The sequence below is a fragment of the Ruegeria sp. F12 genome (assembly GCF_056533885.1).
On the sequence record NZ_JBQFOV010000004.1, the window covers coordinates 180,401 to 204,901 of the forward strand.

Annotated in this window: 21 protein-coding genes; 14 read left to right on the top strand and 7 right to left on the bottom strand. The window is 58.9% G+C overall.

Features of this window, described 5'->3' with window-relative positions:
- Positions 1 to 73: 73 nt before the first annotated feature.
- The 7 genes from ACR0CA_RS07535 (at position 74) to ACR0CA_RS07565 (ending at position 9,365) form a co-directional block, all read left to right on the top strand.
- Positions 74 to 1,702, top strand: a complete 1,629-nt coding sequence (locus ACR0CA_RS07535; protein ID WP_170773328.1) for a peptide ABC transporter substrate-binding protein — start codon at positions 74 to 76, stop codon at positions 1,700 to 1,702.
- Positions 1,703 to 1,768: 66 nt separating this feature from the next.
- Positions 1,769 to 2,692 (top strand): oligopeptide ABC transporter permease OppB, encoded by a 924-nt coding sequence (gene oppB, locus ACR0CA_RS07540; RefSeq protein ID WP_170773326.1) that lies wholly within the window; start codon positions 1,769 to 1,771, stop codon positions 2,690 to 2,692.
- A 10-nt stretch (positions 2,693 to 2,702) separates the two neighbouring features.
- Complete coding sequence (locus tag ACR0CA_RS07545) at positions 2,703 to 3,632, top strand: ABC transporter permease subunit (RefSeq protein ID WP_480898052.1); 930 nt, start codon at positions 2,703 to 2,705, stop codon at positions 3,630 to 3,632.
- Between the two features lies 1 nt (position 3,633).
- Positions 3,634 to 5,439, top strand: coding sequence for an ABC transporter ATP-binding protein (locus ACR0CA_RS07550; RefSeq protein ID WP_480898055.1), 1,806 nt, complete (start codon positions 3,634 to 3,636; stop codon positions 5,437 to 5,439).
- Between the two features lie 316 nt (positions 5,440 to 5,755).
- Complete coding sequence (galU, locus tag ACR0CA_RS07555; protein ID WP_170773319.1) at positions 5,756 to 6,649, top strand: UTP--glucose-1-phosphate uridylyltransferase GalU; 894 nt, start codon at positions 5,756 to 5,758, stop codon at positions 6,647 to 6,649.
- Positions 6,650 to 6,716: 67 nt separating this feature from the next.
- The gene (locus ACR0CA_RS07560; RefSeq protein WP_170789930.1) at positions 6,717 to 8,153 is read left to right on the top strand and encodes a mannose-1-phosphate guanylyltransferase/mannose-6-phosphate isomerase; all 1,437 of its coding nucleotides are present in this window, start codon (positions 6,717 to 6,719) and stop codon (positions 8,151 to 8,153) included.
- A 135-nt stretch (positions 8,154 to 8,288) separates the two neighbouring features.
- Positions 8,289 to 9,365, top strand: coding sequence for a DUF2793 domain-containing protein (locus tag ACR0CA_RS07565; RefSeq protein WP_480898058.1), 1,077 nt, complete (start codon positions 8,289 to 8,291; stop codon positions 9,363 to 9,365).
- Positions 9,366 to 9,396: 31 nt separating this feature from the next.
- Here ACR0CA_RS07565 and fcl read toward each other — a convergent pair whose 3' ends face one another.
- Positions 9,397 to 10,374, bottom strand: a complete 978-nt coding sequence (gene fcl / locus ACR0CA_RS07570) for a GDP-L-fucose synthase (RefSeq protein ID WP_480898061.1) — start codon at positions 10,372 to 10,374, stop codon at positions 9,397 to 9,399.
- Between the two features lie 10 nt (positions 10,375 to 10,384).
- Positions 10,385 to 11,509 (bottom strand): GDP-mannose 4,6-dehydratase, encoded by a 1,125-nt coding sequence (gene gmd / locus ACR0CA_RS07575; RefSeq protein WP_480898064.1) that lies wholly within the window; start codon positions 11,507 to 11,509, stop codon positions 10,385 to 10,387.
- 155 nt (positions 11,510 to 11,664) lie between these two features.
- Here gmd and ACR0CA_RS07580 point away from each other — a divergent pair, with 155 nt between their 5' ends.
- Positions 11,665 to 12,969 (top strand): UDP-glucose dehydrogenase family protein, encoded by a 1,305-nt coding sequence (locus ACR0CA_RS07580; protein WP_170789928.1) that lies wholly within the window; start codon positions 11,665 to 11,667, stop codon positions 12,967 to 12,969.
- Here ACR0CA_RS07580 and ACR0CA_RS07585 read toward each other — a convergent pair.
- On the bottom strand, positions 12,966 to 13,844 hold the full coding sequence (locus ACR0CA_RS07585; protein ID WP_480898066.1) for a phytanoyl-CoA dioxygenase family protein: 879 nt from the start codon (positions 13,842 to 13,844) through the stop codon (positions 12,966 to 12,968). The genes ACR0CA_RS07580 and ACR0CA_RS07585 overlap by 4 nt on opposite strands.
- A 105-nt stretch (positions 13,845 to 13,949) precedes the next feature.
- Here ACR0CA_RS07585 and ACR0CA_RS07590 point away from each other — a divergent pair, with 105 nt between their 5' ends.
- Complete coding sequence (locus tag ACR0CA_RS07590) at positions 13,950 to 14,840, top strand: LysR family transcriptional regulator (protein WP_480898068.1); 891 nt, start codon at positions 13,950 to 13,952, stop codon at positions 14,838 to 14,840.
- Here ACR0CA_RS07590 and ACR0CA_RS07595 read toward each other — a convergent pair.
- The 3 genes from ACR0CA_RS07595 to ACR0CA_RS07605 are packed head-to-tail and all read right to left on the bottom strand — an operon-like array spanning position 14,813 to position 17,226.
- The gene (locus ACR0CA_RS07595; protein WP_480898071.1) at positions 14,813 to 15,889 is read right to left on the bottom strand and encodes a helix-turn-helix domain-containing protein; all 1,077 of its coding nucleotides are present in this window, start codon (positions 15,887 to 15,889) and stop codon (positions 14,813 to 14,815) included. The two genes, ACR0CA_RS07590 and ACR0CA_RS07595, sit on opposite strands and share 28 nt — an antisense overlap.
- A gap of 57 nt (positions 15,890 to 15,946) precedes the next feature.
- Positions 15,947 to 16,693, bottom strand: a complete 747-nt coding sequence (locus ACR0CA_RS07600) for an anti-sigma factor (RefSeq protein ID WP_480859170.1) — start codon at positions 16,691 to 16,693, stop codon at positions 15,947 to 15,949.
- Positions 16,690 to 17,226: an RNA polymerase sigma factor gene (locus ACR0CA_RS07605; RefSeq protein WP_480898074.1), complete on the bottom strand. Its 537-nt coding sequence runs from the start codon at positions 17,224 to 17,226 to the stop codon at positions 16,690 to 16,692. Before ACR0CA_RS07605 ends, ACR0CA_RS07600 begins: the two co-directional genes overlap by 4 nt.
- Positions 17,227 to 17,310: 84 nt before the next feature.
- Between ACR0CA_RS07605 and ACR0CA_RS07610 the strand changes: the two genes are divergently transcribed.
- The 5 genes from ACR0CA_RS07610 (at position 17,311) to ACR0CA_RS07630 (ending at position 23,966) form a co-directional block, all read left to right on the top strand.
- Positions 17,311 to 18,258, top strand: a complete 948-nt coding sequence (locus ACR0CA_RS07610) for a c-type cytochrome (protein WP_480898077.1) — start codon at positions 17,311 to 17,313, stop codon at positions 18,256 to 18,258.
- Between the two features lie 75 nt (positions 18,259 to 18,333).
- Entirely contained in the window at positions 18,334 to 19,350 is a 1,017-nt protein-coding gene (locus tag ACR0CA_RS07615; protein ID WP_480898080.1) for an Ldh family oxidoreductase, read from the top strand.
- Between the two features lie 70 nt (positions 19,351 to 19,420).
- Positions 19,421 to 21,607 carry a Tex family protein gene (locus tag ACR0CA_RS07620; protein WP_480898083.1) on the top strand — a complete coding sequence of 729 codons (2,187 nt, stop codon included), beginning with the start codon at positions 19,421 to 19,423 and terminating at the stop codon, positions 21,605 to 21,607.
- Between the two features lie 70 nt (positions 21,608 to 21,677).
- Entirely contained in the window at positions 21,678 to 22,814 is a 1,137-nt protein-coding gene (locus ACR0CA_RS07625; RefSeq protein WP_480898085.1) for an NADH:flavin oxidoreductase/NADH oxidase, read from the top strand.
- Between the two features lie 183 nt (positions 22,815 to 22,997).
- Positions 22,998 to 23,966 (top strand): DUF3137 domain-containing protein, encoded by a 969-nt coding sequence (locus ACR0CA_RS07630; protein WP_480898087.1) that lies wholly within the window; start codon positions 22,998 to 23,000, stop codon positions 23,964 to 23,966.
- 15 nt (positions 23,967 to 23,981) lie between these two features.
- Here ACR0CA_RS07630 and ACR0CA_RS07635 read toward each other — a convergent pair whose 3' ends face one another.
- Positions 23,982 to 24,485, bottom strand: coding sequence for an Lrp/AsnC family transcriptional regulator (locus tag ACR0CA_RS07635; RefSeq protein ID WP_480876910.1), 504 nt, complete (start codon positions 24,483 to 24,485; stop codon positions 23,982 to 23,984).
- Positions 24,486 to 24,501: the final 16 nt, after the last annotated feature.

Consider the following 24,501-nt stretch of genomic DNA (forward strand, 5'->3'; position numbering starts at 1 on the left):
GGCAATCAAGGTGGCAACGGGCCACCCTGATCGGCTGCGTGCGCCTTGCCATCAAAAAACGGGAGTTAACAATATGAACAAGTATATTCGGACATCTCTAGCAGGTCTGCTGACCTCGACTATGATCACCGGCGCGGCTTTTGCCGCCGGAACCCACCCAACCACGGGCGAAGCGCTAGCCGATGACCAGACGTTCACCTATCGCATTCTGGACGAGCACAGCTCGGTTGATCCGCAGGTAGTTGAGGATGTTTCGGGCGCCGAGATCGTCCGCGATCTGTTCGAAGGTCTGATGAACCAGGACGAAGACGGTAATCTGGTGCCAGGTGTTGCCACCAGCTTCACCACCAATGATGCCAAGGACGTCTATACCTTCACCCTGCGCGACAATGCCAAATGGTCCAATGGAGATCCGGTTACAGCTGGCGATTTCGTTTACGCCTGGAAACGTGCCGTCGATCCCGCGCTGTCCTCGCCCTATGCGTGGTACATGGAGCTGATGTCGATCGAGAACGCGTCTGAAATTATCGCAGGCGAAAAGCCGGTTGACGATCTGGCCGTCAAGGCCATCGACGACCACACGCTGGAAGTAAAGCTGAGCGCGCCGCTGTCCTATTTCCCGCAGATGACCACGCATGCGACCACCTTCCCTGCCCCGCAGAAAGTGATTGAGGAATTCGGCGACGCCTGGACCAAGCCCGGCAACATCGTGTCGAACGGTGCTTATGTTCTGACCGAGCATCTGCCGCAGGAACGCTCGGTTCGCGAGCGCAACGAGATGTACTGGGACAACGACAACACGATTATCGAAAAAGTCGTGGCCTTGGTCATCAACGACGAAAACGTGGCCCTGACCCGCTATCTGGCCGGTGAACTGGACCGCACCGAAGTGCCCGCAGGCCAGTTCCCGCGCCTGCAAAAAGAGCACCCGGAAGAGGCGATCAGCTTCCCGCGTCTGTGCAACTACTATTACACGTTCAACCTGTCCGAAGGTGGACCGGAAGCGTTCAAAGACCCGAATGTCCGTCAGGCCCTGTCGCTTGCTGTAGATCGTAAGATCATCACCGAGAACATCATGGCAGGCGGTCAGCCGCAGGCATATACTTTCGCACCCGAAGCAACCGCAGGCTTCACCGTTCCGGACGTCGAAATGGCGTCGATGTCGCAAGCTGAACGGGACGAACTGGCCAAAGAACTGCTGGCCGAGGCTGGTTATGGCGCAGACAATCCGCTGAGCTTCGAGATGGTCTACAACACGTCAGAAGCGCACAAGAAAGTTGCCGTGGCGCTGAGCCAGATGTGGAAACAGAAACTGGGCGTGAACGCCGAGCTGGCCAACATGGAATGGAAAGTGTTCCTGGAAGAGCGCGGCAACCAGAACTTCGATCTGGCCCGTGGCGCATGGTGTGGCGACTATAACGAAGCCTCGACCTTCCTGGACCTGTTGCAGTCCGATTCGGGCTATAACGACGGCAAGTACAACAACGCCAAAGTTGATGAACTGCTGGCCTCTGCCAAAACCGCAGACGATGCCGCGCCGCTTTATACCGAGGTCGAGCGTATCATCGCGCAAGAGACCCCCGTCATCCCGATCTATCACTATGCTGGCGTCTATATGATGGACAGCGATGTGGGGAACTGGCCGGTCAATAACGTAGAGCAGAACTGGTACTCCAAAAACCTCTACAAAACAGCCGAGTAATCACCTTTAGATCCCGCTGTGCCCCAAGGACCGCTTTGGGGCACAGCCAATAATTGGGGGCATGAAATGCTTGCCTATATTATCCGGCGGCTATTGGTCGCCGTTCCGACGATCCTATTGCTGATCGTCGCCAGTTTCTTTCTGATGCACTTCGCGCCCGGTGGGCCCTTTACCTCGGAACGGCCCCTGCCGCCCGCGGTTCTGGCCAATATCGAGGCACGCTATGGGCTGGACCAGCCGCTGTGGAAGCAGCTTTGGGACTATCTGTATAACATCGTGGTGCATTTCGATTTCGGGCCATCCTTCAAGTTCAAGGATCGCGATGTGAATGATATCATCGCCCAAGGTTTCCCGATCTCACTGACCTATGGGTCCCTGTCGTTCCTGTTTGCCACCACGATTGGTGTGGGGCTGGGGATTGCGGCAGCCATCAAGCACAATAGCTGGATCGACTATTTCGCCGTCGGCCTGGGCATTGCGGCACAGGCGCTGCCGAACTTCATCATGGGCCCGATCCTGATCCTGACCTTCACCCTTTGGCTGGGTTGGCTGCCGGGCGGTGGCTGGAACGGAGGGCAATGGCCATACCTGATCATGCCCGTCATCGCCCTTGCGACCTCATATATCGGCTCGATCGCGCGGATCACACGGTCGTCAATGCTTGAGGTTCTGAACTCGAACTTCATCCGTACCGCGCGGGCCAAGGGCCTGCCCACCAGAACCGTAATCTGGCGCCATGCGCTGAAACCGACGCTTTTGCCGGTGGTGTCCTATCTGGGACCGGTCTTCGTCTATGTTCTGACGGGTTCGGTCTTCGTTGACATCTATTTCTCGACCGGAGGTCTGGGGCAAGCCTATGTCGGCTCGGCCCTGTCGCGTGACTATGCGGTGCTCTTGGGGGTCACGATTCTCTATGGCGCGCTGACCGTCATCGTGAACCTTTTGACCGACCTGGCCTATGCCTGGTTCGATCCGAAAATCCGGTACTAAGGGGCGAAACATGCTTGGAAAATCTCAAAAAGCCGCCCATCTGGCCGAAGATATCACCGATTACACGGTCATTCAGGGGCGTTCACTGTGGCAAGACGCACGGATGCGTTTTGTGCGCAACAAGGCCGCGATGGCCAGCTTAATCATTCTGGCGCTGATCGTTCTGTTCACCCTTATCGGGCCCTACTTTGCGGTCTGGAACAATGAAGAGATCGACTGGAACGTTATGGGTGACGTGCAGGGCATGGGTATGCCCTCAGTCGAAACCGGCCATTTCTTTGGCGTCGATGATTTGGGGCGCGATCTGTACAGCCGCGTCATTCAGGCCACCACCACATCGCTGCTGGTCGGTCTGATCGGTGCAGCGACAGCGCTGATCGTTGGCACCTGCTATGGCATCGCCGCCGGCTATATCGGTGGCCGGACCGACAGCGTCATGATGCGCTTTGTCGACATCTTGCTGGCGATCCCGGCAACTTTGGTGATTATTCTGCTGCTAGTCGTGGCGGGTCGATCCTTCTTCATGCTGTTCATCGCACTTGGTGCGGTTGGTTGGCTGACCATGGCGCGGATTGTACGGGGTCAGACCCTGACCCTGAAAAACCGCGAGTTTATCGAGGCCGCCCGCGCCGCAGGTGTCAGCGAATTTACCATCATGTACCGCCATATCCTGCCCAACTTGCTGGGCGTTGTGATCGTCTATGCCTCGCTTCTGGTGCCTGAAATGATCCTGACCGAGAGCTTTATCTCGTTCCTTGGGCTGGGGATTTCAGAACCTTACACCTCGCTGGGTCGTCTGATCGCGGAAGGGGCCGGAACCATGGGGTATGGCACCCTGTGGCAATTGATGTTCCCGCTGACTTTCTACGTCGCCATCATCATCACGATGTTCTTCATCGGGGATGGTCTGCGTGACGCTCTGGACCCGAAGGATCGCTGATATGAGCCTGTTTTCCGTAAAAGACCTGAAGGTCCAGTTCGACACCCCCGATGGCGTGGTCGAGGCCGTCAAAGGCATCAGTTTCGACATCAACCCTGGCGAATGCCTTGGCATCGTGGGCGAAAGCGGGTCGGGCAAAAGCCAGACTTTCATGGCCGCGATGGGCTTGCTGCCGCCCGCGGGACGGGCGATGGGGTCGGCCACTCTGAACGGCACCGAAATCCTGAACCTGCCGATCAACCGCCTGAACAAGATCCGTGGCTCGGACGTGGGTATGATCTTTCAGGACCCTTTGACCGCGCTAACCCCGCATCTTCGGATCGGCCAGCAAATGCGCGAGGTTCTGCAGGTGCATGAAGGGTTGCAAGGCGCGAAGGCGCGGGCCCGCTGTCTGGATTGGCTGAACCGCGTCCGTATCCCTGAGGCCGCGCGGCGACTGGACCAGTTCCCCCACGAATTGTCCGGGGGGATGCGCCAACGCGTGATGATCGCCATGTCGATGCTGTGCAATCCCAAGCTGCTGATCGCGGATGAGCCCACCACGGCGCTGGACGTGACCGTTCAGGCCGACATTCTGGACCTGATGGTGCGCCTGCAAAAGGACGAAGGCACCGCGATTGCCCTGATCACCCATGATATGGGCGTAGTCGCCCGTATGTGCGACCGCATTCAGGTCATGCGCATGGGCGAATTTGTCGAGGCCGGAGATACCCGCGAAATCTTCCGTGACCCGCAGCACGACTATACCCGCACCCTGCTCGAGGCGATGCCGCGCATTGATGCGGGCGATGCGCCCAAGGCGTTGGAGAAGATCGAAGAACCGCTGCTTAAGGTCGATGACGTCAAGGTGCATTTCCCGATCAACGTCAAAGGCGGGTTGTTCGGCCGCAAAGTGCCGCTCAAGGCTGTCGATGGCGTCAGCTTTGACATCCGCAAGGGTGAAACTCTGGGCGTTGTGGGCGAATCCGGCTGCGGCAAGTCCACGCTGGCGCGCGCCGTATTACAACTGATCGAACCCAGCGGTGGAAATGTCAGTTGGTTGGGCCACCCCATTGTGGGTCTGAAGCGCGCCGAGTTGAACAAGTACCGCAAGGACTTGCAGATCGTCTTTCAAGACCCTCTGGCCAGCCTTGACCCGCGCATGACAATCTCGGCATCGATCGCCGAACCGCTCAAGACCTATCGCCCCGATCTGACGGACCGCGAGCGCAAGCAGATGGTCAGCGAAATGATGGAACGTGTGGGCCTGAATGCCAACATGATCAACCGTTATCCGCACGAGTTGTCGGGCGGTCAGAACCAGCGGGTCGGCATCGCGCGCGCGATGATCAACAAACCCAAGCTGATCATCTGCGATGAGGCAGTCTCGGCCTTGGACGTGTCCATTCAGGCGCAGATCGTCGAATTGCTGCGCGAGTTACAGCAGGAGTTCGGTCTGTCGATGATCTTCATCAGCCACGATCTGTCGGTGGTACGCGCCGTGTCGAACCGGATCATGGTGCTGTATCTGGGTCGGATCGTGGAGCTAGGCGATGGCGAGGTGATCTGCTCGGACCCGATCCATCCTTACACCAAGTCGCTGATCTCGGCCGTTCCGATCCCTGACCCGGATGTGGAACGCACCCGTCAGCGGCTGAAACTGCCAGGAGAGCTGCCCTCACCCATGGACCCCAAAGCCGCGCTGCGCTTTTTGCCCAGCCGTTTGTCTGCCGGTGAGACCGACTATGTTCCCAGCCTCAGCGAAGTTCGTCCTGACCACTTTGTCGCCGAACACGACCCGCTTGACGCCATCATGGCCAATGGGTGATACCCGGCCCGAAGTCAGAAAGCTGACTTCGGGCGTATTCAAACCCTGCTTAATTTGCAGGCAAGATTAACTAATAATTCAGCACTAGTTTAACTCAAATAAGTAAGATTGTTTCCAAACCGTTGGAACTCATTCGCCCGGCGCGCACCTTTGACATCGGATCGTTTTGACTTCCTGCCGTCTGAGTGGCACGCTTGTCGGCGATTGGTTATTTGATACGAGTGTTGACGTTGTACATTCCGGCCGCACCGCCTATGAACACGCCGTGGGCACCTGACGGAATTTCCGGCACTATAGATTGAACTTGAGAGGTACTATGGCACGCAAGGTCACCAAAGCAATTTTCCCGGTCGCGGGACTTGGTACCCGCTTTTTGCCTGCGACGAAATCCGTCCCAAAAGAGATCATGACTCTGGTGGATCGCCCGCTGGTTCAATACGCGATCGACGAAGCCCGGGCAGCCGGAATTACGGAATTCATCTTTGTCACGTCACGCGGGAAATCCGCGCTCGAAGATTACTTTGATCACAACCACATCCTCGAACAGGAATTGAAAGCCAAGGGAAAGGATGACCTGCTGGAAGCGCTGAATGCCACCAATATGGAAAGCGGCGCAATTGCCTATATTCGTCAGCACAAAGCACTTGGTCTTGGGCACGCAGTCTGGTGCGCCCGCCGCCTGATCGGGGATGAGCCCTTTGCCGTGATGCTGCCCGACGATGTGATTGCCGGGGACAAGCCTTGCCTGCAACAGATGGTCGAGGCCTATGAGGAAACCGGCGGCAACATGGTTGCCGCGATGGAAGTTCCGCAAGAGAAAACAAAATCTTACGGTGTTTTGGATGTCGGTGAAAACATCGGATCGGTTGTGCGCGCGCGCGGCATGGTAGAGAAACCAAAACCCGAAGAAGCCCCGTCGAATCTGGCTGTGATCGGGCGCTATATTCTTGGGCCGTCGGTTCTCTACAACCTCAACCAAAAGAAGAAAGGCAGCGGCGGTGAGATCCAGCTGACTGACGCCATTGCAGAAGATATCGGCAACGGAGTTCCCGTCTTTGGCTACAAATTTGAAGGCCAGCGGTTCGACTGCGGTTCCAAGTCCGGGTTCCTGCAAGCCACCGTGGCCTTTGCTCTGGCCCGCCCGGATCTGCGCGACGATCTGCGCGAATACCTGCATGACATTGTTGCGACGGATCAGGCGGCCCAGTAATCGGCCACTCTTTCCTTTGATCGCAAGACGCGCAATATAGGCGCGACGCGCTAATAGGCAGATATTGATGACTACGATTTATCCCGTGATTCTTTGCGGTGGGGCGGGGACTCGACTGTGGCCCTTGTCGCGCAAGAGCTATCCCAAGCAATTCGTGCCCCTGATCGGCGCGACAAGCCTGTTGCAGGATTGTGCCGAGCGGATGCGTGGCCCTGCGGATGCCCCTTATGCCAAGCCATTGATTCTGACCAATGATGCTTTTCGCTTTGTGGTGCCCGAACAACTGGCGGAAATCGGCATTGATCCCGGCCCCATTCTGATCGAACCCGAAGGGCGCAACACCGCCCCGGCGGTTCTGGCCGCCGCGCTCTATCTGCACGCCAGCGACCCTGATGCGGTGATGCTGGTCGCCCCGTCCGATCATGTGGTTCCGGACAAACTGGCATTTCATACGGCCGTTGCAGCCGGTGTGGACGCCATCACCACTCGCAGTGATTTGGTCACATTCGGTATTCAGCCCGACCGCCCCGAAACCGGCTATGGCTATTTGAAACTCAGCCATGCACCGACCGGTGAGGGCCAAGCTGTTCCACTGGAACGGTTTGTTGAAAAGCCCGACCTGGCCCGCGCACAATCGATGTTGGAGGATGGCAGTTATCTGTGGAATTCGGGCATCTTCTTGTTTGCGGTCCGCGATATCATCGCAGCCTTTGAAGGCCATGCGGCCCAATTGATGGACCCTGTGCGCGCAGCAGTCTCGAACGCCAAAACGGACCTTGGTTTCTTGCGCCTTGACCCCGAGGCTTGGTCGCAGGTCGAAGATATCTCGATCGACTACGCCGTCATGGAAAAAGCCCCGAACCTGAGCGTCGTGCCCTATGCCGCAGGCTGGTCCGATGTCGGCAGTTGGTCCGCTGTTCACGAGTTGGGAGAACCAGACGCGCAAGGGGTCGCAACTGCAGGCGAGGCGACCGCTATCGACTGTCAGAACGTGCTGATCCGCTCGGAATCCTCGGCGCAGGAAGTAGTCGCGTTGGGGGTACAAGACATGATCGCCATTGCAATGCCAGACGCCGTTCTTGTGGCCAGTATGGATCGGGCGCAGGACGTGAAGAAAGCTGTGGCCGCCCTGAAGGAAAAGGGCGCGAAGCAGGCAGAATCCCTGCCGGTGGATCATCGCCCCTGGGGCTGGTTCGAAAGCCTGGTGATCGGCGACCGCTTTCAGGTCAAACGCATCCACGTGCATCCCGGCGCCGCGCTAAGCTTGCAATCGCATCACCATCGGTCCGAGCACTGGATCGTTGTGGAAGGAACGGCGAAAGTCACGATTGATGACGAGGTGCGTCTGGTCTCGGAAAACCAATCGGTCTACATCCCGCTGGGCGCGGTCCATCGGATGGAGAACCCGGGCAAGGTTCCGATGGTTCTGATCGAGGTGCAGACAGGCTCGTATCTGGGTGAGGACGACATCATCCGATACGAAGACATCTACGCCCGCGACTAACCAACATCTGCTTGCAAACTGGAAGTTACCAGCTGGTTTCGCCGCCGTGCGTGCCGGTCACACGGGATTCATGCGCTTAATCTCATTGTGGCGCGCAGTGAATGCCGGACCGACAACCACAGGAGGGCGCGCCCAATGTCACAGAACTCACCCCGTTTGAACCTGCCATTTATCCAGCCATCGCAGGCGCAAAAGCATGTCACCCACAACGAAGCTCTGCGCCATCTGGATCTGGTCGTGCAACTCAGCCTTATCGCAACCGATGCTGTTACCCCGCCCGCGACGCCCGCGCAAGGTGACATCCACGCTTTGGGTGCCGCGCCCACCGGCGATTGGGCGGGACAAGGCGGGAAGCTGGCTGCATGGCTGGACAATGGCTGGGTGTTTTTTGACCCGAGCTTGGGATGGCGCGCCTGGGATCAGGGTGCGAGTGTCCTCAAGTTGTGGGACGGGTCGAATTGGATCGCGCCCCCGGCGGGCACGCAGAATCTAGAAGGTGTGGGCATTGGAACATCGTATGATGACACCAACAAGCTGGCGGTGCGGGCAAATGCTACGTTGCTAAGCCATGATGGCGCGGGTCATCAGTTGAAGATCAACAAGGCAGCGGCGGGCGAGACCGCGTCGCTGCTGTTCCAGTCGGAATGGACAGGTCATGCCGAGATGGGTTTGACCGGAACCACTGGGTTTACGATCAAAGTATCCCCGGATGGCAGCAACTGGAGCGACGCGTTGGCTTTGGACCCCGCAACCGGCACTGCATCCGGTACCGCGATCCAGCAAAACGCCAGTGACACCACAACCGGCCGGTTGATGCGGGCAGATTATGGTTATGGTCCCGGCAACCTTTTGGGCTCGGTGCAAGAAAACGCAGGCACTCCAACTGGCGCAGTGATCGAACGGGGTTCAAACGTGAATGGCGACTATGTCCGTTTTGCAGATGGCACCCAAATTTGCACAGCCCGGCTAAACCCGACGGATTGCACCACGGCGACAGGCGGGGGGTTCACCAGCGCCGAAGCCACCTGGACCTTCCCGATGCCCTTTGCGGCGGGTTCTGTTCCCGCGTTGTCAGGTGATGGCGGCGACACAAACCGCTTTGCTGCGTGGGGCACCCCAAGCACGACGCAGGTCAGCTATAAGGTGCAATCGTTCACCTCAGGCGCAGCCATGGTCGCCCCCGGCGCTGTCGCCATCGGTCGCTGGTTTTGATCCTAAGGCCGCCCGGCAATCTGTCGGGCGGTTACTTTGCGCGGATTTGCGTCTGAGACTGATCCAGAAACCACGCATAGGTTTCGCGAATACCGTCATCCAGCCCGACCCGCGCGCGCCATCCCATGTCGGCCAGTCGCGAGACATCCATCAACTTGCGCATCGTCCCGTCCGGCTTGCTGCTATCCTGTGAAATCCGCCCGTCATACCCCACGGTCCGCGCCACCAGTGCGGCAAGTTCCGCGATCGAGATATCTTCACCACAGCCCACATTGATATGGCTCAGCATCGGCTGGGTATTGGCCTCGTAAATTTCGCGCGGCAGGTCGAGCACAAACAACGAGGCCTCGGCCATATCGTCAACATGCAGGAATTCGCGCCGGGGCTTGCCAGTGCCCCAGATCACCACCTCGTCCAGCCCGTCGCGCTTGGCTTCGTGAAAGCGGCGGATCAGGGCGGGCAGTACGTGGCTGTTTTCAGGGTGGAAATTGTCACCCGGCCCATAAAGGTTCGTCGGCATGACCGAGCGGTAATCGACCCCATGCTGCCGGTTGTAGCTTTCGCACAGTTTGATCCCGGCGATCTTGGCGACCGCATAGGGTTCATTTGTCGGCTCTAGCACGCCAGTCAGCAGGGCATCTTCGCGCATGGGTTGCGGAACCGCGCGCGGGTAGATGCAGGAACTGCCCAGTTGCAATAGGGTCTGAACCCCTGCAGCAAAAGCCTGATGGATCACATTGCACTCGATCATCAGGTTTTCGTAAATGAAATCCGCTGGATAGGTGTTGTTGGCATGAATGCCCCCAACCTTGGCGGCGGCCAGCACCACCACATCGGGGCGTTCGGATTGCATGAAGTCGCGAACTGCCGCCTGATCGGTCAGATCAAGCTCGGCATGGGTGCGGGTGATGAGCTCAAGCGCTTCACCTGCTTTTTTACGGCCTTGCAACCGACGCAGGATCGCGCCACCGACCATGCCGCGATGTCCGGCAACATAGATCTTTCGCATGCCCCGCTCCTCAGCCATTTTCCAGACTGACCGGCAAGTCATACCCGTGCTCTTTCAACAAGGCATGGCGTTTGGCGGTCTTCAAATCCTCACGCACCATTTCGGCGCACATTTCCTGAACGGTCAACTCGGGTTCCCACCCCAGTTTGTTTTTGGCATTTGACGGATCGCCCAACAGAGTTTCCACTTCAGCCGGGCGGAAATATTGCGGGTCGATCCGCATCACAACTTCCCCGGCCTTCAATGCAGGCGCATCCGCGCCTTCGACCGAGACCACAGTGGCAATCTCATCCACGCCGTCGCCCGAAAACGCCAGCGTCACGCCCAGTTCGGCCGCTGACCATTCGATGAACTGACGCACCGAATACTGCACCCCGGTTGCGATCACGAAATCCTCTGGCGTGTCCTGCTGCAACATCAGCCACTGCATACGCACATAGTCCTTGGCGTGACCCCAATCCCGCAGGCTGTCGATATTGCCCATATACAGACACTCTTCCAGACCCTGCGCGATATTGGCCAACCCCCGCGTGATCTTGCGGGTGACAAACGTCTCGCCCCGGCGTGGGCTTTCGTGATTGAAGAGGATTCCGTTGCAGGCATACATGCCATAGGCTTCGCGGTAGTTCACCGTAATCCAATAAGAATAAAGCTTGGCCACCGCATAGGGTGAGCGCGGATGGAACGGCGTTGTCTCACGCTGCGGAATTTCCTGAACCAGACCGTAAAGCTCCGAAGTCGAGGCCTGATAGAACCGGGTTTTCTCCTCCAGCCCCAGAAAGCGGATCGCTTCCAACAGGCGCAGGGTTCCGATGGCGTCCACATCGGCAGTGTATTCCGGCGACTCAAAGCTGACCGCCACGTGGGATTGCGCTCCCAGGTTATAAACCTCATCCGGTTGCACCTGCTGGATGATCCGGGTCAGGTTCGACGTGTCGCTCAGATCGCCATAGTGCAGATGAAGGCGTGGATTCGGCACGTGCGGGTCCTGATAGATATGGTCGATCCGCTGCGTGTTAAATGACGAGGCACGGCGCTTGATACCATGCACCTCATATCCTTTTTCCAGCAAAAACTCGGCCAAGTAAGAGCCATCCTGCCCAGTGATGCCGGTAATTAATGCTGTTTTTGTCATCGGTCCATTCCACACATTCTATCTGCTTGATCGCAGACTCAGAAACAGCAAGATACCCCGGAATGCAACCCAAGGTCACGGCTGGGCATTGAAACCGGCGAAACTTTCCTGAATGAATGCGCCACAAGGCGGTTTCCGAAGAAGGATATTGATACATGCGTATTGCAATGATCGGCACAGGGTACGTGGGGCTCGTGTCGGGGGTCTGTTTTTCGGATTTTGGCCATGACGTCATTTGCGTAGACAAGGCCGAAGGCAAGATCGAGATGCTTCAGACGGGCGAAGTTCCGATCTATGAGCCCGGTCTGGACGTGCTGATGGCCAAGAACGTCGCCTCGGGACGGTTGAGTTTCACCACCGACCTCGCCGCTGCCGTAGATGGGGCGGACGCTGTGTTCATTGCGGTGGGCACCCCGACCCGGCGCGGCGACGGGCATGCAGACCTGACCTATGTGATGGCCGCCGCCGAAGAGATCGCCAATGCGCTGACCGGGTATACCGTGATTGTCACGAAATCCACTGTTCCCGTGGGCACCAACCGTCAAGTTCAACAGGTGGTCGCCGCCGCCAACCCGCAGGCCGAATTCGATGTCGCCTCGAACCCGGAATTCCTGCGCGAAGGGGCCGCCATTGATGATTTCATGCGGCCCGACCGGGTGGTTGTCGGTGTCGAAAACGACCGGGCCGCCGGGGTGATGGCCGATATCTACCGCCCACTCTACTTGCGCGATTTTCCGATCCTGACAACCGATCTGGAAAGCGCCGAGATGATCAAATACGCGGCCAATGCGTTTCTGGCGACCAAGATCACCTTTATCAACGAAATCGCGGGCCTGTGCGAACGTGTGGGCGGTGATGTCAAGGAAGTGGCACGCGGCATCGGTCTGGATGGCCGGATCGGCAATAAATTTCTGCATGCTGGCCCCGGTTATGGCGGATCATGCTTTCCAAAGGATACCAACGCGCTGGCGCGGATTGGACAGGATCACGCCTATCCGATGCAAATCACCGAGACGGTCATTCGGGTCAATGACGGTGTAAAAAACCGGATGATCGACAAGATCCGGGATGCCTGCGACGACAGTTTCAATGGCAAGACCATCGCGGTGCTGGGCGTGACCTTCAAACCCAACACCGACGACATGCGCGACGCGCCCTCATTGACCATCGTGCCCGCCCTGATCGGGGGCGGTGCCCGTGTCCGCGTCGTCGATCCGCAAGGCCGCGCCGAAGGCGAGGCCCTGCTGCCCGGTGTCGACTGGTTCGACGATCCTTATGCCGCCGCAAAGGATGCGGATGCGGTCGTGCTGCTGACCGAGTGGAACGAGTTCCGCGCCCTGAACCTCGGCGATATGGCGGCCTCGATGACCTCGGCCAGAATGGTCGACCTGCGCAACATCTATTCCCGCGACATGGCCCTGAAGGCCGGGTTCGAGAGCTATTCCGGGGTCGGTCGCTAACCGTACAGCGGCACATCCGCCTGCGCGCCCTCGGCCAAAGCCTTGCTCTGGTCGCGCCGCACCTGGTCGTACAGAGCCAGCGATTCTGCTGAAAACAAACTGTTGGGCGGAGGAACGGGAACAAAATTGCTCTGCCCGTCGCGCCCACGCGCCAGCATGGCATAGTCCTTTTCGGCCACCAATTGTTTGGCATTGGGGTTCAGATACCGGATCGCCAACCCGATGCGCCGGTCGTCCGAGCTGTTCGGTCCTGACCCGTGGATCGTTAAACCGTGATGCAGCGACATTTGCCCCGGCGACAGCTCTATCCGGGTTTTGTCCTCCTCCAGCACTTCCACGGCGATCTCTTGCCCGCGTGACAGAAGGTTCGTGTCAGAATAGGTGTCGTTATGCGGCAGGATCGGGTTCTTATGGCTGCCCTGCACAAAATCCATGCAGCCGCTTTCAGGCGTCGCAGGCGACAGCGCGATCCAGGCCGTAACCTGATCCGGCGTCTCGCCCATACCCCAATAGGTCAGGTCCTGATGCATACCGACTGTGTGCGCCGTCCGCGGTTCCTTGACGAAAAATTCGGCTGACCAGATCATGATATCGGGGCCCAAAACGCCCTCGACCAGATCCAGAATACGGGGGTCCATGGCAACGCGGGCGGCCAAAGGCATTACAAGATGCGAATTGACCCGCTTATAGGTGTTCAACGGCAAAGGCAGATCGGCATCCAGCCATTCCCGCTCAATCTGTTCGAACTCGGCCCGCAGGGCGGTCGTTTCCGTGCCCGTGAAAACGGTCAGGGGAAACAAATACCCATCCTCCCAATACTGAGCGGATTGTTCGGGCGTCAGGGCGGTTTGAGCCATTGAGACAGGGTCAGACATGCGCGCTCCTCCTTACTGCATGTGATTGCAGCCTAGTTGATGCGTCATTAATGGCAGAGCACAGGTTCTTGCCCGTCAGGCTAAGTTCAGCTTAGTCTAACTGCCATGGCAGGCCGTATTCCATCCCTGAATTGGCTACGCGTGTTCGAGGCCGCCGCGCGAACCGAAAGCTTTGCGCGCGCGGCAGCCCAATTAAACATGTCCGCCGCCGCCGTCAGCCAACAGGTCAAGGCTCTCGAGACGCAATTGGGCACCCCTCTGTTTCACCGCCATGCGCATTCCGTCACCCTGACCGAGACCGGACGCGCCTATCTGCCATCGGTGCAGCAATCACTGCTGATGCTGGAAACCGCAACGACCGGATTGTTCGGTGAAACACGCGAACAGCGGCTTTACGTGCAGTCGGTTCTTCTGTTCGCTCATGGGGTTTTGGCCGGGGATCTGCCCAATTTTCACACGCAAAATCCCCATATCAACCTGTCGCTGTCGACCGGCAATCTGGACGCTGATTTCAGCAATCGTTTCACCGATCTTCAGATCGTGTTTGGCAATCCAAACCTCTTTGGCACGGAAAGCGATGAACTGGTGCGTGAAAGGCTGTATCCCGTGGCTCCGCCCGAATTGGCTGCGCAGATCGACACGCCGCAGGATTTGTTCAACTTCACCCTGATCGAGGTCTCGACCCACCGGGCAAGCTGGCCACATCTGTTCGAAACGCTACGCCTGCCCGCGGGTCAGGCGCGGTATTTCTTTGCCGACAACTCACTTATCGCGGCCGAGCTTTCGGCGGCAGGCGCGGGCATTGCGCTTGCCCGAGCGCCTGCGTCAGACCGTATTGTAGCTCTGTCAGGCTTGGTTCCATGCCTCGACGGGATCGAGGTACCGGGGCAAGAAGCTTATCACTTGATCTATCCGTCCCGCCGAACTCTGCGCCCTGCGGCACGGCGGTTTCGGGAGTGGATCATGGATCACAGCGCGGCAGTCCAGACGCGGTAACGCCCCTGCCCGGTCACTTCACGGATCAAGCCGCGATCCGAAAACCTGTCGATATTGCGCTGAACCGCCGCGCGCGAGGCACCCGTCAACTCTTCGGCCAACGGGGCAGACACCATGGGCCAGGCTGTCAGCGCTTCAATCAGTTTGGGTGGGGTTCGTCCGCTCAGGTCGTCGGTCGCGGCGCGGGCACGGTTATCCCAGGCGCTGACACGGTCCAGATGCAACAATGCGGCCAAGGCGGCCTGCCCAAGACCCCGATACCACGCGCCCAACTTTTCCCCGGTATCACCCATGCCACGCAAAGCGCCGGGGCCTGACAGGGCCAATGGCATGAAAAGCGCGCCGCCCCGACCCATCGTGGCCGCATGGCGTGCTGCGATGATGGCTGCTTCGGTGTCGTGCCCGACGCCGGGTGAAACCGCACGCCACGCATGAAAAGCAATCGCGGCTTGCGTGACCGGGTGCAGCCCGTCTGCATGCCCCATCACCTCGGCCAGGTCGGCAATGGCCTCGGGCACTTCGTCGATCCCCTGCGCCATCCGGTCAAGAAAGGCTGTCACCCCGGTGGCCCATCCACCCTCGGACGGTCCAGCACCCGATGTCAGACGCCGCACGGCCCAGCCGGACCGAAACAAGGCCTGTACGTCATCACCGGTCGCGCCGATCCGCAACCCGGTCCACAGCGCCAAGCGATCCACACCGATCCGGTCACCAGTCCACCAACCCAGATCAGACACGTCCATCAATGCCAGACGATGCGTCCAGCCTTTGGGACCAGCCCGTAGCCTTTCATCCAAGGCACCGAATGTGGCCGCCAGATCTGCCAATTCTAGGGACAGCTCGGCTTGCGCCGCCCGCCAATCCCGAGGATCGAACAACAGCCTGCGATCGGCCTTTGGGCCGGGCAGGATAAAATCCTCTTCGGGCTCTTCGTCGGGGGGCAGAAACCACAGATCGTCATCCTCGGGCGGGTCGACATCATAGATACTGCCGGGGCCCAGCGTTTCGTCATCCTCATCGGGATCAGGCATGGCAGGGTTCGTGGTCATACCCGACATATTTCGGGTATTTCCACCGGTTCACAAGGTGTTTCTGTGGCTGCGGACCTAGCTGGCGAAACCTGTGGTCAGAATGTCCAACTGTCCCTTCAGTGGGGTCTGAGGGCTACTGCCAATCAGCATATAGCCATAGCCTCCTTCGGACCATGTCGCGGTTGCCAGACCGCTCAACTCGGCAAGCTTCACGGCCTTGCTGGGGGCGCCTTCGCCCTGACGTATGATGCAGAAGGCAAAGGGCTGCCCCTGTTCATCTGCGAACACGACCTGAATCAACGGCTTTCCGTTGAACGACAAAACCTGCGCGCGCTTTAGCTCCATCCCCGGCAGGGCTTCCAGCGTGTCGCGGTTCAGCGACCGTCCCAGCTCGGCCTCGGCCAATTCGAACTGCGCGTCCAGCACCTGAGCCGAATTGTCCAGCGAAGCAATCGTATCGGGCACATATAGCGACTGGTAGATCGCCGCCTGTTCGGCCCAGCCCAGCGGCTCGGGCCGGGTGCTCCAGAAGGTTGCCGACACCGCCAGCACCGCAACCGAAGCGGCGACAGCCACCAAACGCCACGGGCTTCCGGAATGGTGAACAGGAACAGCCGACTGCGGTTCAGGCAGATCGACCTGCGGTGCCTCGGCAGGCACGTTTTCAAACACCGCCTGCACAACCGGTGCAAACGGATCCAGCGCCATCAGGCGCGCTTCCAGCTCGGGGTCGGCCGCAACCGCGGTTTCAATCGCGTTTGCCTCGGCCTCATCCACATTGCCTTCCAGATACGCTGTCAGCGTCTCATCGGAAAACTTCATTTGCCACTCCGTCGAACGGCGCTTGCAGCATCCTGCTGCATCACGGTTTTAAGTTTCTGCCGGGCGTTGGACAACCGGCTCATAATCGTACCAATGGGAACGTCCAGCATCGCCGCCGCTTCGCGGTAACTGTAGCCTTCGACAAAGACCAGCATTACCGTTTCGCGCTGCGCTTCTGGCAGTTGCATCACTTGGGTAAACACCTCAGCCGCGAAAATATTCGTTTCGGAATCGGAATCATGTGAAATTAATTCCGCCTCGGGCGTCACCGACAACGCCTGCGCCTTGCGGACCGAGCGCGAGCGCACCTCATTCAACCAGATCGAGCGGCAGATCGTCATCAGCCAACTGTCCAATCGATCATGCGAAATCACCTGATGGTGACGCTCCAACGCACGCAGGCACGTGGATTGCAGCAAGTCATCCGCCACATCAGAGGCTCCGGACAAGGCAAGCCCAAAGCGCCAGACGCGTTTCGAATGCGTCTGTATCGCGCCGCGCACGGCCTGTTCGGAACTAATTTCACCACCCATTGAATAAATAGTGACCTGTGTGTGTTTAACATTCACGGATCGGGCCCGCGAGGTCAGGAATGTCATAACCTGTGGAGGAATGAAATGAAACTTATGTTGAAAGCAGTCACGATTGCGTCGGCAATTATTGCAACCCCGGCCTTGGCTGAACATTGGACCTTGTCGCCCGAAGGCTCGCACCTGGCCTATGGCACCATCAAGAAAGACACCGTGGGCGAAGTCAATTCCTTCACCAACCTGTCGGGCCATGTCAGCCCCGATGGCAAGGCCGAGATCGAGATCGACCTGTCCTCGGTCGAGACGAATATAGACATCCGCAACGAGCGCATGATCGAGCATGTCTTTCGCAATGCAGGTACGGCGACTTTGACCGCCCAGATCGATATGGACGAGGTGAAGGCGCTGGCCGTCGGTCAAACAGCAGTCGTTGATGTCGAAGCGGCACTGTCGCTGATCGGCACGGATGTTGAGTTTGATACTGAAATGTTCGTCCTGCGGGTTTCTGAGAAATCCGTGATGGTCTCGACCAACGACATGGTGTTTCTCAGCACCGAAGACGCGGGCGTAAATGCCGGGGTCGACAAGCTGATGGAGCTGGCCAGCCTTCCCGGCATCACCCGGACCGTGCCCATCACCGCACGCCTGTTTTTCAACATGGACGAGCAAAAAGCCGATGCCGGGACCGCTGCTCCGGTTGAGGTCGCCGCTGTTGCCGCAGTTGATGGGGATATCAAGGCGGGCAAAAAGGTCTTTCGCAAGTGCAAAGCCTGCCACCAGATCAAGGAAGGCAAAAACGGCGTAGGCCCCTCGCTGCACGGGATTGTTGGCGCCTCGGCGGCACATTCTGATGGATTCAAATACTCGGACGCGGTGAAGAATTCGGGCATCGTATGGGATGTGGAAACCCTGTCGGCGTTTCTGGCCGATCCCAGAGGCACCCTGCCCGGCAACAAGATGCAGTTCGCCGGCCTGAAGAAGGACGACGATATCACCAACGTCATCGCCTATCTGCAATCGGAATCGGAAGGCTAACGCCGGAAAGCTGTTCCTTCGCCTGCCCCGCCGCGCTATTCCTGTGCATGACTCCATGGGAAAGGAAGGCGGGGCATGAGCGACACGGTCAAATTGACTTTGGATGAGATCCACGGGCTCAGCCTGACCATCCTGAAAAACGCAGGCTATGGCCCGGACCATTGCAACGCCATCGCGGATTTGCTGACCACCTGCCAGATCGACGATTGTCAGTCGCACGGGCTGTTTCGCTTGCTTATGTGCGCAGAGACGATGAAAGCGGGCAAGGTTGACGGCCATGTGGCGCCTGTCATCACCCCCTCGGACAACGCCATTGTCCGTGTCGATGCACGCGGCGGGATCTCTCTGCTGGCCTTTCATGAGGCCCTGCCCCACCTGATCGAGAAAACGCGCACGCACGGCATCGCCGCCATGGCGATCAACCGGTGTTTCCATTTCTCAGCCCTCTGGCCCGAGGTTGAACAATTGTCCTCTGCCGGGCTGGCCGCGATGGCGATGGTGCCCAGCCATTCCTGGGTCGCCCCGGCCGGAGGTACACGCGGGTCATTGGGCACCAACCCGCTGGCCTTTAGCTGGCCGCGTCAGGGTCAGGATCCGTTCACTTTCGACTTTGCCACCAGCGCCTTTGCACGGGGAGAGATCGAGCTTTACCGCCGCGCAGGCAAACCCCTGCCCGACGGCGTAGCGCTCGACAAGGACGGCAACCCAACAACCGACCCACATGCTGCGATGGAAGGCGCGATGCTGACCTTCGGCGGCTATAAGGGGTCGGCGTTGTCGATCATGATCGAGCTTTTGGCTGGGCCCTTGATCGACGATCTGACCAGTCTGGAAAGCTTGGCCTATGCCGACGGCACCAGCAGCGCACCTTATCATGGCGAGATCATCCTGGCTTTCGACCCCGCCCAGTTCAGCGGCGGCCGCGTGGACGAAAACGATGCCCGCGCCGAGCGTCTGTTTGCCGATATCACGGGTCAGGGCGCGCGCCTGCCCTCGCAACGTCGCTATGCCGCGCGGGCGCGCAACAGGGCGCGGGGCTATGCGGAAATCTCGAAAACGCTGCACGACGATCTGCTGGCTCTGGCCCATTAGAATTCGGCCTCTTTCCCTTGCCGGTGCCTGTGGCTAAGAAGACCCTCCGACCCAGTTGCAGGAGACCCCCTTGGACCGCATCGCACGCACCATCGCCGCCGAGATCAACGCCCGCCCCGATCAGGTGGGCGCAGCGGTCAAACTGCTGGACGAGGGGGCCACGGTCCCCTTTGTCGCCCGCTACCGGAAAGAGGCGACCGGCGGGTTGGACGACAGCCAGCTACGCACCCTGTCTGAACGACTGGACTATCTGCGCGAACTTGATGCCCGCCGTGACACGATCCTGAATTCGATCCGTGATCAGGGTAAACTGACCGACGACCTGGCCAAATCCATCGCCGGGGCCGAGACCAAAGCGCAGTTGGAAGACATCTACCTGCCCTACAAACCAAAGCGGCGCACCAAGGCGATGATCGCGCGCGAAAACGGGCTGGAGCCGCTGGCAGAGGCGATATTGGCCGACCGTTCTGCCGATCCCGCGGCGCTGGCCGGGGGATATGTGTCTGACGCCGTGCCCACGACCAAAGATGCCCTGAACGGTGCCCGCGACATCATCACCGAACGTTTGACCGAAAACGCCGCCCTATTGGGCGAGCTGCGCAGCTTCATGCAGCGCGAGGCCCTGCTGACCGCAAAAGTAATCGACGGCAAGCAGACCGAAGGGGCCAAGTTCAGCGATTATTTCGACCACAGCGAACGCTGGGCCGATACACCCTCGCACCGGGCGCTGGCGATGCTGCGCGCCTCGAAAGAGGGGATCGTGACGCTCGATATTGCCCTCGACCCCGAAACCGGCGCAGCGCGGGCCGAGGCGATGGTTGCCGCCCATCTGGGCACGCGGACCAATTCGCCCGGCGATCTTTGGTTGCGCAAGGTTGCGGGGTGGACATGGCGGGTCAAACTGTCTCTGTCGATGATGGTCGAGTTGATGGCCGACCTCAGAAGCCGCGCCCAAGATGAGGCGATTCAGGTCTTCGCCCGCAACCTGAAAGATCTGCTGTTTTCCGCCCCCGCCGGGGCCAAGGCGACGCTGGGGCTCGATCCCGGTATCCGTACCGGCGTCAAAGCGGCGGTGGTCGATTCTACCGGCAAGCTTGTCGCCACCGACACCCTGTATCCGTTCCAGCCCAAAAACGATCTGCGCGGTGCGCAAGCCGCCATTCTCAAGCTGATCTCGACCCATGACATTGACCTGATTGCAATCGGCAACGGCACCGCCAGCCGCGAGACTGAAAGCTTTGTCGCTGATACGCTGAAACTGCTGCCAAGCGCGGTGAAAGCCCCGACCAAGGTGATCGTCTCAGAGGCGGGCGCGTCTGTCTATTCCGCCTCGGAACTGGCCGCGCGCGAGTTTCCCGATTTGGACGTGTCCCTGCGCGGCGCGGTCTCAATCGCGCGCCGTTTGCAAGACCCGCTGGCGGAACTGGTCAAGATCGAACCCAAGTCCATCGGCGTCGGGCAATACCAGCACGATGTCGACCAGCACCGTCTGTCGCAATCGCTGGATACTGTGATCGAGGATGTGGTGAACGCGGTCGGTGTCGATCTGAACACCGCCTCGGCCCCCTTGCTGTCGCGCGTATCGGGTTTGGGTCCGGGTTTGGCCGACGCGATCGTGGCACATCGGGACGTGAACGGCGCGTTTGACCGCCGCGAAGACCTGCTGAACGTCGCGCGCCTTGGCCCACGCGCTTTCGAGCAATGCGCCGGATTCCTTCGGATTAGAGACGGATCAGAGCCGTTGGACGCCTCTTCGGTCCACCCCGAGGCCTATGGCGTGGCGCGCCGCATCGTGGCCGCCTGCGGGCGCGACATTCGTCAAATCATGGGGCAGAAAGACGCCCTGAAAGGGCTGCAAGCCCGGCGTTTTGCCGACGATGCCTTTGGCCTGCCCACCGTGATGGACATCTTTACCGAGCTTGAAAAGCCCGGCCGCGATCCGCGACCCAGTTTCAAGACCGCCTCTTTCGCGGAAGGGGTCAATGAGATCACCGACCTGAAACCTGGTATGCGGCTTGAGGGCACCGTCACCAATGTCGCGGCTTTCGGCGCATTTGTGGATATCGGCGTGCATCAGGACGGGCTGGTGCATATCAGTCAACTGGCCGACCGCTTCGTCAAAGATCCGCATGAGGTCGTAAAGACCGGTCAGATCGTCAGAGTCTCGGTCGTGGAAGTGGACGTCAAACGCAAACGCATCGGCCTGTCCATGCGCAAGGATGGCGGGGCCGGTCAAACTGGGCGCGGGCGTCGTTAACAGATTATCTATTTGGGTTGCCCGCTCGGTTTCGCTAGGTTGACGGAAAATCACAGTCGGAGAGACCAGAATGCCCTCATTGTTCAGTCCATTTGACCTGCGATCTGTGTCGTTCAAGAACCGTATCGCGGTCTCACCGATGAGCCAGTATCGGGCGAATGAAGGCTGCGCCAATGATTGGCATCTGGTGCATCTGGGCCGGTTTGCCATGGGCGGTGCGGGGCTGATCTATGCCGAAGCGACCGCCGTCACCCGTGACGGGCGGCGCACGCCCGGCGATCTGGGTTTGTGGGAAGACGCCCAGATTGCCCCGCTGAAACCCATCGCCGATTTCATCACGCGCGAAGGCGCGGTGCCGGGCATTCAGCTGAGTCATGCGGGGCGCAAAGCCTCGGAGCGGCGTCCCTGGCACGGCGAAACTCCGCTGAATGATGAAGACGCCACGCAGCGCAAGGAAGCGGCTTGGCCTGCAATGGCACCCTCTGCCCTGCCCTATGCCGAGGGCTGGCCGACCCCGCGCGAAATGACCCAGGCCGATATCGAAGACGTCATCGCCGCCTTCGGTGCAGCGGCCAGACGGTCACAGGCGGCCGGGTTCAAGATGATCGAGGTCTATGCAGCCCATGGTTTTCTGGTGCATCAATTCCTGTCTCCGATCACCAACCAGCGGGCGGACCATTGGGGCGGAAGTGCGCAGAACCGGGTGCGCTTTGCCGTCGAGATCGCACGTGAAATCCGACGAAACTGGCCCGAGGACTATCCTCTGGCTTTTCGGTTATCGGCGTCGGACTGGGTGGACGGCGGCCTGACCGTCGAAGACACGGTTGACATCGCCAAGGCGCTCAAAGCTGCCGGGGTGGACATGATCGATTGCAGCTCGGGCGGGATCGGCGGCAAGGATCGCCCACAGCGGATGACCATCGAACAAGGCTTTCAGGTGCCGTTTGCATCACAAGTCCGGTCCTGGGCGGATATGCCGACAATGGCAGTCGGTTTCCTGTGGGACCCCAAGGTGTGCGACGCGGTGATTCAAAAGGGCGACGCCGACATGATCGCCGTGGCCCGCGAATTGCTGGACGACCCGAACTGGCCCCTGCGCAGCGCCGCTGCACTAGGGGCCGACCGGAACCATGCCCTATGGCCCGTCGAGGCCGGATGGTGGCTGATGAAACGCAACCGGCTTTTGTCCAAACTGGGCCTGCGATAGCGCATCAGATCGCGCCTCGAGGTCCAGCGAGGCGCTTCTCTGTGTCGAAAATGGCGTCGCCTGCGCGAACATGGCTAAGACGGACACATCCGATACAAATGATACACGTCTGGGGATATTCTGGCGGTCAAGGGATCGCTAGCATCTGCGCCAAACTCGTAGTTTGTTGGTCAGGATTTAACGATGTCAGAATACCAGTTTGTCGAATCTGCCCCGTTCGAGACCGGGTTTTCCCGGATCTTTGACCAGCAGATCGCCCCATTCCTACGCGAGAAAGAAGTTGAACGTCAGGCCGCCGTCTCGCGCAGTATGTTCTGGATCAAGTTCTCTGGCGTTGTTGCCGTCGTACTGGCCGGATTAGGCGGGTATTACATTCATCCTCTTTTTGCGATTTTTCCACTTGCTTTCGGCGGGGCCGCGGCCTTGATCCTTTATCTGGAACGAGGCGGAAAAGTCAGTTCCGATGTTTCGAAATACATTCGCCCCATCCTGTGCAAATTCCTAGGGCATATGGAGCTGCACTCGGACGTACCTATGAGCTTCCTTCCGATTGGGCGCTTGGTTTCATTGCAAATCATACCTGAATCCGAACGCGTGCGCGAAAATCACGCGATCAGCGGCACCTGGCGGGACACTAATTACAAACTGCTGCAAATGAGCTGCTCGGACACTTCCAGAGACAGCGACAACAAACGAAAGACCAGAACCCTGTTCTCGGGCATCGTGCTGGAAATCGACTGCCCGGCCGCATTGCCACGCACGGTCTTCGTCAAGGACTTCGGTGAGACCCTAAACAAGCTGTATAGCTGGGCAAGCCGCAACGTCTTGCCCCAACATCGCTGGGATCTTGGCCTAGAGGATGCCGAGAAGATCTTTGAGGTTTTTACCGACGACCCGCACCAGCTGGAACAATACGTCAAACCCGAATTCGCTTATACGCTGAGCGAGATCGCCAAACGCTACCAAGGTGGGCGCGACTATTGCTCAGCGGCATTTTCGGGCAAGAAATTCTATCTGGCGCTCAGCCTTCCCCACGGGTTTCTCAGCTTCAACCTTGGTGGTGCCCCGCTGAGTGAAGCGGATGAAACCATCCATCGCGCTTTCCGCGATCTGGTAATGCCACGACAGATCATTGATGCACTGCATCAATGAACGCTGTCGGGCGGCTCAGTCTTTCACCGATTGCATCGACACATGGGTCGAGGTGCTGTCCACATGCGGGAGCGTGGACACGACACGGCCCAAAATCTCACGGTAACTGCGCATATCCTTGGTGCGCAGTTTCAGCAGATAGTCAAAGGCACCCGCAATCATGTGGCATTGTTCGACCTCGGGCGCTCGTTGCACAGCTTCATTGAACTCAGTCAAAGCCGCTTCGGTGGTGATTTTCAGGCTAACCTCGACAAAGACCACCTGTTCGACCCCCAGCTTCGATGGGTCCAGAATCGCGCGAAACCCCTGTATATACCCTTCCGAGATCAGACGTTTCATCCGCACTTGACAAGGTGTCTTGGATAATCCGACCCGCGCCGACAATTCCGTCACCGGAATACGGCCTTCACGGCTCAGAATACGTAGGATTTTCAGGTCATGTCGGTCTAATTGACTATTTTTCTCTATTAACACGGTCTCAATCGCCAAAACTAAATAGGAAATTTGGTCAATAAACACGCCTATTTTGAAGCTT

Bases quoted from the DNA above. Each gene is read 5' to 3' on its own strand.
- ACR0CA_RS07615 (WP_480898080.1), top strand. From the start codon at position 18,334: ATGAGCGACACGGTCAAATTGACTTTGGATGAGATCCACGGGCTCAGC.
- oppB (WP_170773326.1), top strand. From the start codon at position 1,769: ATGCTTGCCTATATTATCCGGCGGCTATTGGTCGCCGTTCCGACGATC.
- ACR0CA_RS07580 (WP_170789928.1), top strand. From the start codon at position 11,665: ATGCGTATTGCAATGATCGGCACAGGGTACGTGGGGCTCGTGTCGGGG.
- ACR0CA_RS07545 (WP_480898052.1), top strand. From the start codon at position 2,703: ATGCTTGGAAAATCTCAAAAAGCCGCCCATCTGGCCGAAGATATCACC.
- ACR0CA_RS07535 (WP_170773328.1), top strand. From the start codon at position 74: ATGAACAAGTATATTCGGACATCTCTAGCAGGTCTGCTGACCTCGACT.
- ACR0CA_RS07550 (WP_480898055.1), top strand. From the start codon at position 3,634: ATGAGCCTGTTTTCCGTAAAAGACCTGAAGGTCCAGTTCGACACCCCC.
- ACR0CA_RS07595 (WP_480898071.1), bottom strand. From the start codon at position 15,889: ATGACCACGAACCCTGCCATGCCTGATCCCGATGAGGATGACGAAACG.
- gmd (WP_480898064.1), bottom strand. From the start codon at position 11,509: ATGACAAAAACAGCATTAATTACCGGCATCACTGGGCAGGATGGCTCT.
- ACR0CA_RS07605 (WP_480898074.1), bottom strand. From the start codon at position 17,226: ATGGGTGGTGAAATTAGTTCCGAACAGGCCGTGCGCGGCGCGATACAG.
- ACR0CA_RS07600 (WP_480859170.1), bottom strand. From the start codon at position 16,693: ATGAAGTTTTCCGATGAGACGCTGACAGCGTATCTGGAAGGCAATGTG.
- ACR0CA_RS07565 (WP_480898058.1), top strand. From the start codon at position 8,289: ATGTCACAGAACTCACCCCGTTTGAACCTGCCATTTATCCAGCCATCG.
- ACR0CA_RS07560 (WP_170789930.1), top strand. From the start codon at position 6,717: ATGACTACGATTTATCCCGTGATTCTTTGCGGTGGGGCGGGGACTCGA.
- ACR0CA_RS07625 (WP_480898085.1), top strand. From the start codon at position 21,678: ATGCCCTCATTGTTCAGTCCATTTGACCTGCGATCTGTGTCGTTCAAG.
- ACR0CA_RS07585 (WP_480898066.1), bottom strand. From the start codon at position 13,844: ATGTCTGACCCTGTCTCAATGGCTCAAACCGCCCTGACGCCCGAACAA.
- ACR0CA_RS07610 (WP_480898077.1), top strand. From the start codon at position 17,311: ATGAAACTTATGTTGAAAGCAGTCACGATTGCGTCGGCAATTATTGCA.
- ACR0CA_RS07630 (WP_480898087.1), top strand. From the start codon at position 22,998: ATGTCAGAATACCAGTTTGTCGAATCTGCCCCGTTCGAGACCGGGTTT.
- galU (WP_170773319.1), top strand. From the start codon at position 5,756: ATGGCACGCAAGGTCACCAAAGCAATTTTCCCGGTCGCGGGACTTGGT.
- ACR0CA_RS07590 (WP_480898068.1), top strand. From the start codon at position 13,950: ATGGCAGGCCGTATTCCATCCCTGAATTGGCTACGCGTGTTCGAGGCC.
- fcl (WP_480898061.1), bottom strand. From the start codon at position 10,374: ATGCGAAAGATCTATGTTGCCGGACATCGCGGCATGGTCGGTGGCGCG.